This window comes from Nannocystis punicea (assembly GCF_026965555.1).
GTDB classification, from domain to species: Bacteria; Myxococcota_A; Polyangia; order Nannocystales; family Nannocystaceae; genus Nannocystis; species Nannocystis punicea.
Genome location: NZ_CP114040.1, coordinates 4,506,851 through 4,522,029, shown reverse-complemented (window position 1 = coordinate 4,522,029; position 15,179 = coordinate 4,506,851). Strand labels below are relative to the sequence as shown.

At 71.2% G+C, this 15,179-nt stretch carries 12 protein-coding genes; 9 read left to right on the top strand and 3 right to left on the bottom strand.

Annotation, left to right across the window (positions count from 1 at the left end):
- Positions 1 to 7 precede the first annotated feature (7 nt).
- A complete protein-coding gene (locus O0S08_RS17495; RefSeq protein WP_269040303.1) occupies positions 8 to 718 on the bottom strand; it encodes a potassium channel family protein in 711 nt (236 codons plus the stop codon).
- Between the two features lie 487 nt (positions 719 to 1,205).
- Between O0S08_RS17495 and O0S08_RS17490 the strand changes: the two genes are divergently transcribed.
- The 8 genes from O0S08_RS17490 to O0S08_RS17455 all read left to right on the top strand — a co-directional run bounded on the left by O0S08_RS17490 (position 1,206) and on the right by O0S08_RS17455 (position 10,308).
- Complete coding sequence (locus O0S08_RS17490; protein ID WP_308477873.1) at positions 1,206 to 1,997, top strand: sulfite exporter TauE/SafE family protein; 792 nt, start codon at positions 1,206 to 1,208, stop codon at positions 1,995 to 1,997.
- A 48-nt stretch (positions 1,998 to 2,045) separates the two neighbouring features.
- Positions 2,046 to 3,230: a hypothetical protein gene (locus O0S08_RS17485; protein ID WP_269040302.1), complete on the top strand. Its 1,185-nt coding sequence runs from the start codon at positions 2,046 to 2,048 to the stop codon at positions 3,228 to 3,230.
- On the top strand, positions 3,223 to 3,765 hold the full coding sequence (locus O0S08_RS17480; RefSeq protein WP_269040301.1) for a hypothetical protein: 543 nt from the start codon (positions 3,223 to 3,225) through the stop codon (positions 3,763 to 3,765). The genes O0S08_RS17485 and O0S08_RS17480 overlap by 8 nt, the downstream gene beginning before the upstream one ends.
- Positions 3,762 to 4,370 carry a hypothetical protein gene (locus tag O0S08_RS17475; RefSeq protein WP_269040300.1) on the top strand — a complete coding sequence of 203 codons (609 nt, stop codon included), beginning with the start codon at positions 3,762 to 3,764 and terminating at the stop codon, positions 4,368 to 4,370. Before O0S08_RS17480 ends, O0S08_RS17475 begins: the two co-directional genes overlap by 4 nt.
- Entirely contained in the window at positions 4,367 to 6,199 is a 1,833-nt protein-coding gene (locus O0S08_RS17470) for an IucA/IucC family protein (RefSeq protein WP_269040299.1), read from the top strand. The genes O0S08_RS17475 and O0S08_RS17470 overlap by 4 nt, the downstream gene beginning before the upstream one ends.
- Positions 6,196 to 7,143 carry a ribose-phosphate diphosphokinase gene (locus tag O0S08_RS17465; RefSeq protein WP_269040298.1) on the top strand — a complete coding sequence of 316 codons (948 nt, stop codon included), beginning with the start codon at positions 6,196 to 6,198 and terminating at the stop codon, positions 7,141 to 7,143. Before O0S08_RS17470 ends, O0S08_RS17465 begins: the two co-directional genes overlap by 4 nt.
- 22 nt (positions 7,144 to 7,165) lie before the next feature.
- A complete protein-coding gene (gene nadE, locus O0S08_RS17460) occupies positions 7,166 to 9,145 on the top strand; it encodes an NAD(+) synthase (RefSeq protein ID WP_269040297.1) in 1,980 nt (659 codons plus the stop codon).
- Positions 9,146 to 9,606: 461 nt separating this feature from the next.
- Positions 9,607 to 10,308 carry a protein-L-isoaspartate(D-aspartate) O-methyltransferase gene (locus O0S08_RS17455; protein ID WP_269040296.1) on the top strand — a complete coding sequence of 234 codons (702 nt, stop codon included), beginning with the start codon at positions 9,607 to 9,609 and terminating at the stop codon, positions 10,306 to 10,308.
- A 162-nt stretch (positions 10,309 to 10,470) separates the two neighbouring features.
- Here the strand turns inward: O0S08_RS17455 and O0S08_RS17450 are convergent, their stop codons facing one another.
- Together O0S08_RS17450 and O0S08_RS17445 are read right to left on the bottom strand one after the other, a co-directional pair.
- Positions 10,471 to 10,950 carry an SRPBCC family protein gene (locus O0S08_RS17450; protein WP_269040295.1) on the bottom strand — a complete coding sequence of 160 codons (480 nt, stop codon included), beginning with the start codon at positions 10,948 to 10,950 and terminating at the stop codon, positions 10,471 to 10,473.
- A complete protein-coding gene (locus O0S08_RS17445; protein ID WP_269040294.1) occupies positions 10,925 to 11,263 on the bottom strand; it encodes an ArsR/SmtB family transcription factor in 339 nt (112 codons plus the stop codon). The genes O0S08_RS17450 and O0S08_RS17445 overlap by 26 nt, the downstream gene beginning before the upstream one ends.
- 176 nt (positions 11,264 to 11,439) lie before the next feature.
- On the opposite strand from O0S08_RS17445, the gene O0S08_RS17440 reads away from it, so the two are divergent.
- Positions 11,440 to 15,075 carry an NACHT domain-containing protein gene (locus O0S08_RS17440; protein WP_269040293.1) on the top strand — a complete coding sequence of 1,212 codons (3,636 nt, stop codon included), beginning with the start codon at positions 11,440 to 11,442 and terminating at the stop codon, positions 15,073 to 15,075.
- The last annotated feature ends 104 nt before the right edge of the window (positions 15,076 to 15,179 follow it).

The following is a 15,179-nucleotide window of genomic DNA, read 5'->3' as shown; positions in this document are numbered from 1 at the left end:
GCGCGCCTCACTCCGCCTCTCCCGTCAGCACCAGCAGCGCGCTCGCGTCGCGCAGCGAGCGGGCCAGCGGCGGGCTCAGCAGCATCGACTCCTGCCCGCCCTCGCCGGGCGCGAACAGCCCGATCAGCGTCACCGGGCGGCCGCGGCGGTCGACCTCGACGTCGAGGCACGCCTCGCGGAACGTCCGCGCGCGCAGCTCCGGCGGCACCGGCCACGTCTCGACGCGCAGGCGCCCGCCGAGCAGCGCCAGCATGAAGCGGAACGCCCCGAGGTCGACGCACGCGTGGGCCAACAGCGCCGCGCGCAAAAAGCCCGGATAGAAGATCGTCGCCACCCCGAGGCCCTCGAACTCGTGGGTCGCCTCCGGGTCCTCGACCGCCACCACCACGTGCGGCGGCTTGCCCTTGCAAGCCCGCTGGATCGCCGTGCACACCAGGCGCGAGAACGCGTCGGTCTCGCCGTGGCCGCGCAGCGGCAGGACGATGATCGCGTCGGCCGCCGGCAGCCCGGCGGTGTCGGCGAAGAAGCGCGCCAGCGCCTCGACCCCGCCGCTGGCCGAGCCCTGCCAGTACTTTCGGACATGTCCTTCGGGCAACTCGGCCAGCGCCGCCGCGACCTCGGCGGCCGGCGCCGGCCCGATCAGCGTCAGCTCCGGCGACGGCTCCGCGGCCGCGATCGCCCGCACCAGCCCGAGCGCCTCCGGAGTCCAGTGGATCACCACCCACCGCGGCCTCGGCGGCCCTGAGAGCCCTGTTGCGAGCTCCTCCGCCGCCGCCGTGTCCCCGCGATCCGTCACGCGGACGCAGCGTCCGCCCCGGCGCGCCCGCCTGTCAAGCGGCCGCCCCCTTTCGCCCGCGACACGATCGCCGCCCCGCATGAACACGACCTCACGCGACCTTCACCGGACCCCCACGAGAGCCCGCGCCTCGCACGAGCGCCGGTCTCACGTCGCGGCCTCGCCGCATTTACCCTCGCACAAGCGCCGCTCTCACGTCGCGGCCTCGCCGCATCCTCCCTCGCGCAAGCGCCGGTCTCACGTGGCGACCTCGCCGACCACTCGCGCAGCACTTCGCATCGACGCCCCCGTGCCCGCCGCGGATCGGCCACGCGCGTCCATCGTGCCGCGCCGCTGCACTCTGCCGCACCTCGCCGGCTCGGCCTCGCCCGCCTCGCCGGGCCTGCGGCGCGCGTGTTAGCGTCGGCGCCTGCGCTCCACCGAGATCCTCGCGCTGGCGCTCATCGCGCTGGTCTCTTTCGGCCTGAGCTACATCGGCGCCACGGTCGGGCTCGTGCTCGGCCAGCTGCGGGTGGCCCTCCTCGTCTACCTCCTCGGCAGCCCGGTCGCCGGCGCGGCCACCAGCCTCGCCATCTCGACCGCCGGCACCCTCACCGGCACCCTGCGGCACGCCCGCGACGGCCGCGTCAGCCTCTGGTTGCTCGCCACGGTCGGGGTCCCCTCGGCGCTGGCCGCCTTCGCCAGCGCGCGCTGGGCCGGCAGCGTCGACGCCCGCGTCCTCAAGGCCGCGATCGCCAGCGTCCTCCTGCTCACCGGCGCCGGCATGCTGCGCCGCCCGCCCGATCCGGCCGGTCCTTCGGAACATGTTTCTTCGCGCAGCTTCGCCATCCTCGCCGAGATCGTCGTCGGAGCGGTCCTGGGCGCGATCTCCGGCCTCGTCGGCCTCCTCCTCGGCAGCCTGCGCCTGCCGGCCATGATCCGCTACGCCCGGGTCCCGCCGCCGGTGGCCATCGGCACCAACATGGCGATCGGCGCCGTCACCGGGCTGTCGGCCGGCGTCGCCACCTTCCTCGAAGGACAGGTCGACCTCACCGCCTTCGCCGTCGTCACCCCGCTCACCCTGCTCGGCGCCAACCTCGGCGCCCGCCGCACCGGCAGCCTCGACCCCGACCACCTGCGCCGCTGGATCGCCTGGGTCCTCCTCCTGTCCTCCGCCCTCATGCTCGGCGAACTCGGCCTGGAGCTGCACCGCGGCGGCTGAGCGCGTTGACCGCTTGTACCCGAGGCGGTAAGAAATCAACCGAAGCCCATGGCCCTGAACTGGAAGGCGCTGGCCCCTCACCGACCGCTCGACCCGGGCGAGCCGGGCTACATTTCCCCGCCCTCCGGTTACGCTGAACGCCTCGCTCGACTCCTCGCCACGGGAGCTTCGACCATCCTCGTCGGTGGCCCGGTGGGCGTCGGCAAGAGCACCGAGCTCGCACGGCTCGCTGCGCTGCTGCAGGGCTCTCGCGTGGCATGCCTGGTCCAGCTGGATCGCCGTGAGAACATCCGGCAACTCACACCCGACCAACTGCTTCTTCGCGTCGCCGGAAAGCTCGTGGCGCTTGCGATCGGATCGTTGGGTCTCCAGGTCTCCCCCAGCCTCGCGGCTCCGCTGATGAAAGCGGGAGTATTGTCCGAGAAGTTCTCGAGCGGGGTGGAGAGCGGGCCGATCTCGTTCACCGCGAGCCCCGTCGCGCTTGTCCGGGCAGCCATCGGCGAGATTTCGCGCCGATCGACTCAGGGGCGGATCGCGCTCCTGCTCGACGGCCTGGAGAAGCTGCCGCAATCTCCGCAGTCCTACGAAGTGCTGGCGAGTCTCGGGCAGTTCGACGACGCAGTCGATATCGTCGCTGTCGTGCCGTGGTTCGTCGCGTTCGGAGTCGCCGAGGACAGCCTGCCGCCGGGCTCGCGCTTCATCCCGCTCCCCGCGCCGGCGGTGGACGGCCCCGCCGGCGCTGCCGGACAGCAGTTCTTGTTCGACATTCTCGCCGGACGACTCGGCCTCCCGAGCGAGTCATTCGACCCTGCAGCGATCACCGGCACGCTCGGTGGCGCCGAGCGGGCTCCTCTGGTCAATGCCGTGACCGAGCGGCGGAATCTATTGCTGGCGGCCGCGAAGTGGAGCGGCGGGCTGCCGCGTACATTCTTGCAGCTCATGGCCGACGCCGCGCAATACGCTCAGATCCGCCGCGGCGACGAATGGCCGGACGAGCGAGATCTAGCCGACGCCGTAGCTGACCAAAAGGACAGCTTCCGCCGCATGCTTCTTCCCGGCGATTCCGCGGCGCTGCAACGGTACGACGGCACTGACGGCCGCGAGATGGAGCTCGATCGCAAGATCCGCCTGCTCGCTCGTGGCGTCCTGCTGGAGCGCCAGCTCGCCACCGGATACCTCATGGACATCCACCCGCTCGTGCGGCCTCTCCTCGGAGACGGAACGGGTGCGTGAACCCGGCGTAGCCCTGGCCGGGGCGCTCGCGCGCGACGAGGGGGGCCTGACGATCGTCACCTGCCCCGACCTCGACCTGCGCGACTGGCTCGTGAAAGAGGTCGAAAGCCTGGTGCCCACAGGCGCGGCTCCGTTTCGCACGACCTCCGTCGCAGAGGCGCTCCGAGAGCCGAACCGCATGGCCTTGCTGATTCCGAGCGACGAGGCGGAAGTCGTCCGTGACCTCGACGCCTGCCGCGATCAGGCGCTCGATCCTCCGCGTACCCAGCCGATCGTCCTCTTCTTGCTCCGCCATGGCGACGGTCACCGCACCCTCGCTACCGAGGCCCCGAGCGCCTGGAGCTGGGCCAGCGGCAACGACGTCGATCCCGAGGAGCTCGCCGAGCTCGACGTCGACGCCGAGCGCGCCGCGTTCACGGACGAAGCCGGCGCACCTCCAGAGGACTGGCTCGTCCCCTGGCGCGCGGGTCAGCTCCCACGCTCGCAAGAGAACTACACCCGCGCCTTCTGGGCCATGACGCTGGAGCAGCCATGAACCCGTGGCTCGACCTCTATCGGCAGCACGGGGCGCTGCGCGCCATGAACGACCGCGAGGCTGCGAACGAGGTCCGCCGGGTCCTGCGCAAGCTGTCCGAAAAGCCCTACGCGGTGCTCCGGGGGGACGCACCAGCACGATTGGTGGAGGGACGAGTGCCGCGGAGCGACACGGTGCAATACACCCTCGGCCGGGAACGCGAGGGCGAGGCGCTCGAGCTCGAGGACTTGCCTTTCCCTTTGCAGGAAGCCGTGGCGCTCCGCAGCGCCCGGCTCGCCGTCCTCCTGCGCTTCAACCGCCGCGCCGAGCGCCTCCAGGAGATGAACATCATGTTGAGCGGCGTCCGGCGCGACGCCTCTCCCTGGGCCGTCGCGGTGCATCTCCCCCCCGACGGTCAGGACCGCGACGGCCTCGGCGCCTGCGGCCACGCTGCCCTGCACTGTCACATCGGGCCCACCCTCGACGCCAAGCCCAAGGTCCGCGTCCCCTTCCCCCCGCTGCGTCCGGCTCAAGTCGTCGAGTGGGCGGTGTCACAGGTCGTCCCGACCGCCGAGTTCGAGCCCGCGCCGTGGCCCCGCGTCGAGGCCATGCTTCAGCCGACGTGACTCTCGCCGAGCGCGACCGCTTCCTCGCCTTCGCTGCGCGGGCCGTGCCGGCCGCGTTCGGCGCGCGGCCCGGCCCCGACGACCTCGCGGCCCACTGGCACGCCGCGACCCGGGCGATCGGCGCCCGCCTCGTCCTCGCCTGCGCGCGCGAGCGGCTCGTCGCCTTCGACCTCCAGGACATGTCCCTTCGCACATGTTCCTTGAGCCTCCCGCTGCGCCGGCTCAGGGCCTTCGAGCTCCACGCCGCCGACCTCGACGCCGCCGACCTCCCCGACCTCCCGGACCTCCTCCCGCGGCTCCTGCCCGCGCTCCCGTCGGCCGCCCGGGCCCGCCTCGCCCGCGAGCTCGGCGACAGCCGCTGGAACCTCGCCCTCGCCCGGCTCGTCGCCGACCTGCGCCATCGGACATGTTCCGAAGGCCAGCCCTGGCCTGCCCCGCTCGACCCCGAGAACCTGGTCGTCGACGGCCACCCGTGGCACCCGATGAGCAAGACCCGGCTCGGCCTGCGCGCCTGGGAGAACCTGCGCCACGGCCCCGACCTGCTGGCCCAGGCGACCGTCCACGCCGTCGACGTCGCCGCCGACCACGCCCAGCTGGCCGCGCCGGACCTCTACGACGACCTCGCGCGCCAGCTGTTCCCCGCCCCGCCGCCCGGCCTCGTCCGCCTGCCCGTGCACGCCCTCCAGCTGCGCCGCCTGCCGCGCCTGCTCGGCCCCCTGTGGGGCAGCGTCGTCCGCCTCGCCGATGCTCCGCCGCTGCGCGCGCGCGCCCTCCTCAGCCTGCGCACCGTCGCCCTCGCCGCCCCGGCCCTGCACCTCAAGCTCGCCGTCGACGTCCACACCACCAGCGCGCGGCGCCAGGTCTCGCCCGCCTCGGTGCGCAACGGCCCGGCGATCGCCGCGCTCCTGAGCGCGATCCAGGCCGCCGACCCGCTCACCCGCCGCGGCCTGCGGATCCAGCCCGACCTCGCCGGCGCCGGCCTGCACCCCCGCCACGGCGAGCGCGCCGGCCAGCTCGGCCTCGTCGTCCGCCCCGACCCCGCCGCCCTCGCCCGCGACCTCCACGCTGTCCGCCACAACATGTCCCTGGAGACATTCCCCTCGAAACATGCGCAAGAGGACATGTCCCTCACGACATTCCCCCGAGAACATGTCCCTTCATCCCCTCCACAGCTCCTCGTCTGCGCCGCCCTCGGCGAGCGCCGCCCCGGCGGCGACCTCGTCCTGCGCGAGCTCGCCGCCGGCTACCCCGGCGACCTGCGCGCGCGCCTCGCCGCCTTCTTCGCCGACTACCTCGACCTGCTCGTCCCCGCGGCCCTGCGCCTGCTCACCGCCCACGGCGTCGCCCTCGAGGCGCACCTGCAGAACACCCTCCTGGTCCACGCCGGGCGCCCGTGCGGCTTCGTCGTGCGCGACCTCGGCGGAGTGCGGCTGCACCGCGGGCGGCTGGCGGCGGCCGGCCACGCCCCCGCGCTCGCGCCCGACTCCTTCACCCTCACCGCCGACCTCGCCGAGGCCCAGGGCAAGCTGCTCCACACCCTCGTGCACGCCCACCTCGCCACGCTGATCGGCTGGATCGACGACGCCGGCGGCCCCGACCCGGCGCAGCTGTGGCCCGCGGTGCGGCGGATCTGCCAGCGCCAGTGGGACCGCTGGGCGAGCGAGCCGGCGCTCGCGCGCGCGTGCGCCGACGATCGCGCGTTCTTCTTCGCCGACACCTGCCGCAGCAAGGCGCTCCTGCGCATGCGCATCGACGAACGCGTCAGCGATTACGCCTATACCGAGGTCGCCAACGCGCTCGCCGCCGGGTACTCTTCCCCCGCCGCATGACCACCCGCCCGCTCGTGTTCGCCACCCCGGAGTACGGCTACTTGCAGGCCGCCCTGTGCGGCACGGCCGCGCTCGAGGCGGGCGACATCGACACCTTCGCCTTCCCCGACGGCGAGCGCTACCTCCGCCTCCTCACCCCGGTCGAGGGCCGCGACGTCGTCCTGATCGGCGGCACCGTCGACGACGCCGCCGCGCTCACCCTCTTCGACCTCGCCTGCGGCGCGGTGCACTACGGCGCGCGCCGCCTCACCCTCGTCGTCCCGTACTACGGCTACGCCACCATGGAGCGGGCCGCCAAGCCCGGCGAGGTCGTCACCGCCAAGACCCGCGCCGCCCTGTTCTCGGCCATCCCGCCGGCCTCCTACGGCAACCGCGTCATCCTCCTCGACCTCCACTCCGAGGGCATCCCGCACTACTTCGAGGCCGGCCTGGTCGCCACCCACGTCTACGCCAAGCCGGTCATCCGCGACATGATCCTCGACATCGCCGACGGCCAGCCGTTCGTGCTCGCCTGCACCGACGCCGGCCGCGCCAAGTGGGTCGAGTCGCTGGCCAACGACCTCGGGGTCACCGCCGCCTTCGTGTTCAAGCGCCGCCACGACGGCGAGCGCACCGAGATCACCGCCATCGACGCCCAGGTCGCCGGCAAGGCGGTCATCCTCTACGACGACATGATCCGCACCGGCGGCTCGCTGATCGGCGCCGCCCGGGCCTACCAGCGCGCCGGCGCCGTCCGCCTGGCCGCCGTCGCCACCCACGGCGTGTTCCCCGGCGACGCCCTGCACAAGCTGCAGGCCACCGGCCTGTTCTCCGCCATCGCCTGCACCGACAGCCACCCGCGCGCCCGCGCCCTGGCGAGCGCCGAACCGACGGTCGGGCCGCCGCTGCGGGTCGCCTCGGTCGCCCCCCTGCTCGCGCCCCACCTCGCAGGACATGTCCTTTAGACCCTGTCCCCGGAGACATTGAATGCACCTCGTCCGCGTCGCCGCCGCCGCCCTCAACCAGACGCCGCTCGACTGGGACGGCAACCAGGCCAGGATCCTCGAGGCGATCCGCCTGGCCCGCCGGCAGGGCGTCGCAGTGCTGTGCCTGCCCGAGCTGTGCATCCCCGGCTACGGCTGCGAGGACGCGTTCTTCAGCCGCGGCACCATCCTCGAGTCGTGGCGCGTCCTGCAGGAGCTGCTGCCCGAGACGAAGGGCATGATCGTCGCGCTCGGCCTGCCGATCATGCACCGGGCCGCCAACTACAACGCGGTCTGCCTGGTCGCCGACGGCCACATCGTCGGCCTGGTCGGCAAGCGCTTCCTCGCCGGCGACGGCATCCACTACGAGCCGCGGTGGTTCAAGGGCTGGCCGGCCGGCAAGTTCGTGCAGTGGGAGCACGACGGCCACAGCTATCCGCTCGGCGACCAGATCTTCGAGGTCGGCGGCCTGCGGATCGGCTTCGAGATCTGCGAGGACGCGTGGGTCCCCAACCGCCCCGGCGTCGAGCTCGCCGCCCAGGGCGTCGACGTGATCTGCAACCCGAGCGCCAGCCACTTCGCGTTCGGCAAGCACGAGGTGCGCAAGCAGATCGTCCTCGGCGCCTCGCGCAGCTTCGGCGCCGCCTACGTCTACTCCAGCTTCATCGGCAACGAGGCCGGCCGCGTCATTTACGACGGCGAGTGCATGATCGCCGCCTCCGGCCACCTGATCGCCGAGGGCCCGCGGCTCGGCTACGACGACGTGTACCTGACCAGCGCCGTGATCGACGTCGACCTCGCGCGCATGATCCACGCCCGCAGGACCGCCGGCCCGGCCGTCGACGACAACCTGCGCCGGATCACCCGCTTCGACACGCAGCTGCCCGTCGCCGACCTGCCGCCGCAAGAGCCGCTGCCGGCCCCCGCCTGGCCCGACGACAAGCGCGAGGAGTTCTCCCGCGCCGTCGCTCTCGGCCTGTTCGACTACCTGCGCAAGAGCCGGTCGCGCGGCTTCGTCGTCTCGCTGAGCGGCGGCGCCGACTCGGCCGCGGTCGCCTACCTCGTCCACCTGATGGTCACGCTCGCCACCCAGGAGCTCGGCGTCGCGGCCACCTGCGCCCGCCTCGGCCTGCCCGAGGCCGCGTGCACCACCCCGCGCGCGATCGTGCGGGCCCTGCTCACCTGCGTCTATCAGTCGACGGCCAACAGCTCCGACACCACCCGCAACGCCGCCCGCGCGGTCGCCGAGGCCGTCGGCGCCGAGTTCCTCGAGTTCGACGTCGACCCGCTCGTCCGCGCCTACGTGCGCACGGTCGAGGGCGCGATCGGCCGCGAGCTCGGCTGGCAGGGCGACGACATCGCCCTGCAGAACATCCAGGCCCGCGCCCGCGCCCCCGGCGTGTGGCTGCTCGCCAACCTGCGCGGCGCCCTCCTGCTGGCCACCAGCAACCGCAGCGAGGCCGCCGTCGGCTACGCCACCATGGACGGCGACACCTGCGGCGGCCTGTCGCCGATCGCCGGCATCGACAAGGCCTTCCTGCGCCAGTGGCTGCGGTGGGTCGAGCACGAGGGCCCGGCCGGCGTCGGCCCCACCCCCGAGCTGCGCGCCGTCAACGTCCAGGCCCCGACCGCCGAGCTGCGGCCCGCCGGCGCCCACCAGACCGACGAGGACGACCTGATGCCGTACCCGATCCTCGACGTCATCGAGCGCGCCGCCATCCGCGACAAGCTGGCGCCGAAGGAGGTCTACCGGGTCCTCGCCAGCCGCTTCCCCGAGCACGGCCGCGCCCTGCTGCTGCTGTGGATCAAGCGGTTCTTCCGCCTGTGGAGCCAGAACCAGTGGAAGCGCGAGCGCTACGCCCCGAGCTTCCACCTCGACGACGAGAACCTCGACCCGAAGACGTGGTGCCGCTTCCCGATCCTCTCGGGCGGCTTCGCCCACGAGCTCGCCGAGCTCGACGCCGTCGCCGGCCGCGACGGCTGAACATGTCCTTCAGGACATATCCCAAGGGACAGCCTTCCCCGCGCCACGGTCGCCCGTCCGACCTGCCCCGAGATCTGGCGCTCGAGGCATGTCCTCAAGGACATACTCTGTCGCCCGCCGTCCTCTCCGCCGCACTCGCACTGTCGCCAGGGACGTCCGCACGAACGCCCCCGCGTCTTAGACGGCCGAGCCTGCCTGGCGTCCGCACCTGTCCCCCAGGACATTCTCGTCTGTCGTCGGCCCGCCTGACGCCTGAGCTCGCCCGTCCCGGCCGACCTGTCCCCCAGGACATCCACCAGGGAGCGCGCCCGCCGCACGATACTGCCGAGCCCGCCTGGCGCTTTCGACATGTCCGCGAAGTCAGTCGTCCGGCCGCTGCGGAGCCGCCGTTCCCTGCGCCCGAGCCCGGCGCTGCGCTGCGCTGCTCCGGCGCGCGAGCGTCCCGGCGCTACGCTCTCGCCATGCGTCGATCGAGCCTCTTGTTGTGCACGGTCGTCGCGTGCGCCGCCGCCATGGACGAACCGTCACAAGCCCGCAGTCGGATGGTCGAGCAGCAGCTCGTCGCGCGCGACATCACCGACGAAGCCGTCCTCGCCGCCATGCGCCGGGTCCCGCGCGAGCGGTTCGTCCCGCAGGACGATCAGCGCTACGCCTACGGCGATCACCCGCTGCCGATCGGCCACGGCGCCACCATCAGCCAGCCGTACATCGTCGCGCTCATGACCCAGCTGGCGCGGATAAAGCCGGGCGACCGCGTCCTCGACGTCGGCACCGGCTCCGGCTACCAGGCCGCCGTCCTCGCCGAGATGGGCGCCGAGGTCTACAGCATCGAGGTCGTCACCGACCTGGCCGAGCGGGCCGCGACGCTGCTCGAAGAGCTCGGCTACGACAACGTCCACGTGCGCGCCGGCGACGGCTACCGCGGCTGGCCCGAAGCCGCGCCGTTCTCCGCCATCATCGTCGCCGCCGCCGCGCCGACGCTGCCGCGCCCGCTCACCGAGCAGCTGGCCGTCGGCGGTCGCCTCGTCATCCCCGTCGGCCAATTCGTGCAGGACCTGCAAGTCCTGGAGAAGCGCCCGCGCGGCGACCTCAAGGTCGAGACAGTCCTGCCGGTGCGCTTCGTGCCGATGGTCGGCGAGGTCGAGTCGCAGCCGCGCTATTGACGGCAGCCCGCATCGAGCCGGGCTCCGGCGCGCGCCCCCGAGCATGCCTGCGCAGGCGGCCACTTCGCAGCCAGATCGAAGAATACGAGCCTGGTGACGGAGACGATGACGCCGTCGAGCTCACCGAGCTGGCGGGCAACTGGTGCCACGAATCCGTCGCCGTCAGGTAGCAGTCGCCTTGTCCCAATTCCCGAACGGCATCGGCTTGCCGGTCTCGAGGAACGTCTTGAGGTTCGACAGGATGCCCGGCCACCCGCGCGACACGCCCTGCAGCACCTTGCTGTTCGGCACGAACTGGTCGTGCGTCAGCGTCAGCCGGACCATCTGCCCGAGCGGCTTGAGCTCGAACGTCACGCGCGACGCCGGCTCGGTCGCCTCCCCGTGGTCGACCCCGAACGTGTACGAGAGCACCGTCGGCGGCTCGCAGCGCAGCACCTCGCCGGTGATGTCGGTCTTGCGGCCCTCGTCGTAGCGGTACACGATCGGCGCCCCCGCCTCCCACGTCGATTCGACCCTGCGCCCGCCCCAGTACTTCTCGGTGAAGTCGCCCTGCGTCAGCGCCTCCCACAGCTTCTCGGGCGTGGTGGTGATGTACGTGACATACACGAAGCTGGGCTTATCCGTCGTCGTCGTCGTCGTCATGATCGCGGTTCTCCTCGAGGCTCGTCTTGAGGGCGGACAGGGCCGCCAGGTGGTGCTGTTGGTATTTGCCGATCCACCGCTGGTAGATCTCGTGGATCGGCACCGGGTTGAGGTAATGCAGCTTCTCCCGCCCGCTGCGGACCACGACCACCAGGTTGGCCGCCTCGAGCACCGCGAGGTGCTTGGCGACCGCCTGGCGCGTCATGTCGAGCTCCTCGCACAGCGCGTGCAACGTCTGCCCGTTGGCGCAGAACAGCCGGTCGAGCAATTGCCGCCGCGTCGCGTCGGCCAGCGCCTTGAACACCTCGTCCATGGGTGCAGTCGGGATGGTCCTATCATGCAACCTTTCAGTTGCTTGTCAAGAGCAGCCTCCCCGGCGCGCACGACGCGCAACTCGACCTCCTCTGGCGCCGAGTTCGCTCGCCCGCCCCGGCGCCGACCGCCTGCTCACTTCCCAAGATTCGGCAAGGCCTCTACGCTCGACCCAAGGTGAACGCAACGCCCCCGTTACAGGGCCGTGTCCAGGTCCTCGAGGCATGGATCTGCCATCACTTGAGCCGACGAGCGCTCGAACACGTCGTCCGCGCCGCCTTCGGGGACCAGCTACTCGGGCGACTGCCTTCGCAGTTGGCGAGCGACGTGATGTTCACGCACGAGTTGCTGCGCACACTGGAGGGCGACGGAGCACTGGACCAGGCGTTCTTCGCCGCGCTGCTCGGCGCGACGCGACGGGGCCCTCGCGCACGCCAGGACTTGCTCGAACTGGCCGAGAGATTCGGGCTCGATCTCCCGAGTCTGAGGGTGTCTTCGGCCTCGTCGGATCCGCTCGCACCGTACCTACGAGCCGTCCAGGACGCTGCAAACGAGCGCACCGCCCTCCGGCGGACCAGGGTGCCGCTCCGCAAGGTGTGGATCGAGCCCCTCATGCAGTTCCCGAGCGCGCCGGAGCCGATGAGTCTCAGCGCCTGGCTGCGCGAACCCACCGTGCCGGGAGGTCGGGTGCTCATCACAGGGGAGTTGGGAACCGGCAAGAGCGAGCTGCTTCTGGCCACTGCCGGCGAGCTGGCTCGAGTCGCTCAGGACGACTTGGACGCCCCGATCCCCCTCCTCGTCGACGCCGTCGATCTCGCGGGCCGTCGCAGCTTCCTCGCGGCGCTCGCCTCTCGCTGGCCAGGTATGAGCGGCGTCATCGACCTCATCTGCTCGACCCCGACTACGCAGTTGTGGATCCTGGTCGATCGATTCGACGAAGCGGACGATTCAGCCGTCGAGCTGCTCCAACGCGAACTCAGCGCGTTCACGAGCCGCTCGATCGGGCAGGCCCTGGCGACCCGACCGATCCGCAAGCCCTACTTCAGCAGCGGGTGGGCCAACGCTTCGCTCCCCCGCTGGAGCGAGGCCAAGAGAGACGACTATCTCGACGCCTGGGCCGCGCAGGATCCGGCGGGCGCCGAGAGCGTGCGAATCGTCCGCGAGCAGCTTCATGCTCGCCCGTTGATCGACGAATGGCTGGGAATCCCGTTGACGGCGACGATCTGTCTGATCGTCGCGCAGACCGAGCCCGATTCGCTCGCGCACCGGACTCTCCTCATTCGCGCCTTCGTCGAGCACCTCTTTGAGGATTGGGCCGTTCGTCGTCACGACCCTCCCTCGTGGGACGGCTGCGAGCCGGCGCTGCGGCGGTGGGCATACCTGCTGCTGACCCGCCGCCGCACTGCGATCGACGAGGGCGAATTGCGGCAGTACACTCGCTCGAAACGACCGACGAGCAGCGCCAGGTTTCTGGCCGAGCTCGAGACGGAGCTCGGAGTGCTCGTTCGCCGCGGCAACGGCTACGAATTCTTGTTTCGCAGCCTGGCAGAATATCTGGCGGGCCGCGAGCTGCAGGAGCGCGGGGCCCGCGACATCCTGGCCGCCGCGCGGGCTCCGTGGGGTGTCGAGCCCGTTCGGCACGCGTTCGGGCTCATGGTCAACGACTTCGACGATTCGGACGCTCCCGCAGAGTTGCTCGCAGAACTCTTGGAGCCGGAACAGCGCGACATTCCAGGGTTGGTCGACGAGCACCTGCGCTCGGTACTCGCCGCCCTCGAGGTCGCAGCGGACGCGCCCGAGTTCGCGGCTCGACTCGCCGAGCCGCTCGTCCGCGGGGCCATGCGCCGGATCACGGAAGAGCACTCCATGTGGGTCGGAGACGTGGTCGCGCGAACGGCCCAGCGACTGTGTACGGCGGGCGGCCCCGCCGGAGACCTGCTGTTCGAGCGCTGCGCCGAGATCTTGGAGTCCTCTCTGCCCCACGGAGCTGACGACGTCCCTACGACGAGCTTGCCCTCCGATCGGAGGGCGTTGCTTCAACTCGCCCATCACCGGGCTCCCGCCGTCCGCCTCGCGGTCGTGCAGCGATTGCGTGCACACCTCGAGCACGAAGACGTCCAGCGCGCGCTGCTGCAATTGACCCTCGAGGACGATGATCATCGGACTTCCGTGCCGATGGAGGCCGCCCTCGCCTTGCATGCCGTGCCGCGCGATCGCCTCGTCCCGCAGGTTCGGGCCGGCCTGCTCGAACTCCTGGCCGACCCGACCCTGGGAGGCCCGTACCTCCATGTCGCCCTCGCTCTGCATCCTCATGAAGCACCGGTAGATCAGCTCGCCGAGGCCCTGACGATCTGCCTGCGGCGCGAGGTGAGCGCCACCGAACCTTTCGAGGCGCTGCTTGCTTTTCCTGGCGGTCGTGAAGCCATCGCCGAGCATTGCCCCGAATGGCGGGAGCGCGTGGAAGGGAACAAGCAGGCGCGTGCCGTCCGCGCGCCACCGGCATCGCCTCCCGGCCCCTCGTTCACGGCGCGCGCCCGGGCTGCCATCGTGATTGCTCCGCGTGTCCATCGCTTGCCGCGAGAACGTTGGCTCGCTCTGCTGGCCGACGAGGCCGCCGTCCACGCGCTCCTCGAGAGCCTCGAGCACATCGATCCATCGCTGTATCCCGACCTCATGAGGCGCTCGGCGGCTCACCGCTGGTTGACGTCCTGTCGCCTGTGCCGCGAGTCGATCCGTCGCGTTCCGGCGATCTCCGACGAGCTCGTCCGGCAATTGATCGAATGGTGGGACATCGAGCGAGTACAAGGCCCCGCGGATCTCGCCGCGAGCTACTTCCCCGGCCAATTGCTCGAACCCGCGATCGCGCGCTCGGAGGACGCTGCGCGTGTCTTCTCGGCCTGGATCACCGCCCTCGTCGAGACCCGCGCGCTCAACACCGTCGACGAGTTCCAATCACCGGAACCTTTTCGCCACCGGCACGTCCGCGAGACCGCCCTGTCGCTCCTGTTCGACCCCAAGTACGGCCAACCACAAGAGCATGCCTTGCAGATGTTCGTCCGTGCGTGGCAGACCGATCGAGCCACCTGGGACCGACTCGCCCATTACGTTCGGCACCGCGTCGACGAGGCGATCCGCTGCAGCGGACAATGGAACCAATTCCCGTGGCCGCTGTCGGACGACTTGATCGAGGCGCTGTGGCGCACCGATCTGCTGCCGCCCGAGCCCTTCGTGGACGCCTTCGCCAAGGGCGTGGTTGCCTACGTTTCCCACAACCTCGGGCATCCCGAAGTTACGCAGCTCCCCCGCATGCCGGCGAGAGCGCTCCACTTGCTGTGCCGGTTCGGCGCAAGGACCAAGCTGCAAGCGCTCTATGACGCTCTCGCCGACGTCGACCAGCCCTCGCCGCTTCCCGAGTACGGTTTGCACTGCGCCGTTCACCTCGCCCCGACCCTGCCCCCCGCGAAAGCGCGAGCGCTTTCGGCTTTCTGGGCCGCCAGGCTGGGCGAGACGAGCGAGATGGAGGCCATCCCCCGCGAGCTCCTGAGCGCCTTCATCGCGCTCGCGCCGATGCCGTGGAAGGACGCCTTGTTCGGACTGTCCACCGCCATCGCGGAACGCCCGCGATTTCCCCACCAAGCCATGACCCTCTTGCCGGCACTGCCCGCCTCGATCGCCCGCGACGTGCTCGAACACTGGCTGCAGGTGGCCACCCGCTGGGAATTGCCGTGGATTCGGCCCGATTCTTCGATCCGAAGATGTGTGCGAATCGCCGACGAGCTCCGCCGCGTCGCCTTCGACTCGTTCACCCGGTGACAGACGGCGACGCCATCAGCATGGCGATACAGACATGTCCCATGGAACATGTCTGTATCGCCACATCGCTGTCTATTGTTGGGGCACATACGCGCCCCCCGCCC

Excerpts from the sequence above, each read along its gene's own strand:
- O0S08_RS17445 (WP_269040294.1), bottom strand. The coding sequence starts at position 11,263 with ATGGACGAGGTGTTCAAGGCGCTGGCCGACGCGACGCGGCGGCAATTG.
- O0S08_RS17485 (WP_269040302.1), top strand. The coding sequence starts at position 2,046 with ATGGCCCTGAACTGGAAGGCGCTGGCCCCTCACCGACCGCTCGACCCG.
- nadE (WP_269040297.1), top strand. The coding sequence starts at position 7,166 with ATGCACCTCGTCCGCGTCGCCGCCGCCGCCCTCAACCAGACGCCGCTC.
- O0S08_RS17475 (WP_269040300.1), top strand. The coding sequence starts at position 3,762 with ATGAACCCGTGGCTCGACCTCTATCGGCAGCACGGGGCGCTGCGCGCC.
- O0S08_RS17455 (WP_269040296.1), top strand. The coding sequence starts at position 9,607 with ATGCGTCGATCGAGCCTCTTGTTGTGCACGGTCGTCGCGTGCGCCGCC.
- O0S08_RS17465 (WP_269040298.1), top strand. The coding sequence starts at position 6,196 with ATGACCACCCGCCCGCTCGTGTTCGCCACCCCGGAGTACGGCTACTTG.
- O0S08_RS17450 (WP_269040295.1), bottom strand. The coding sequence starts at position 10,950 with ATGACGACGACGACGACGACGGATAAGCCCAGCTTCGTGTATGTCACG.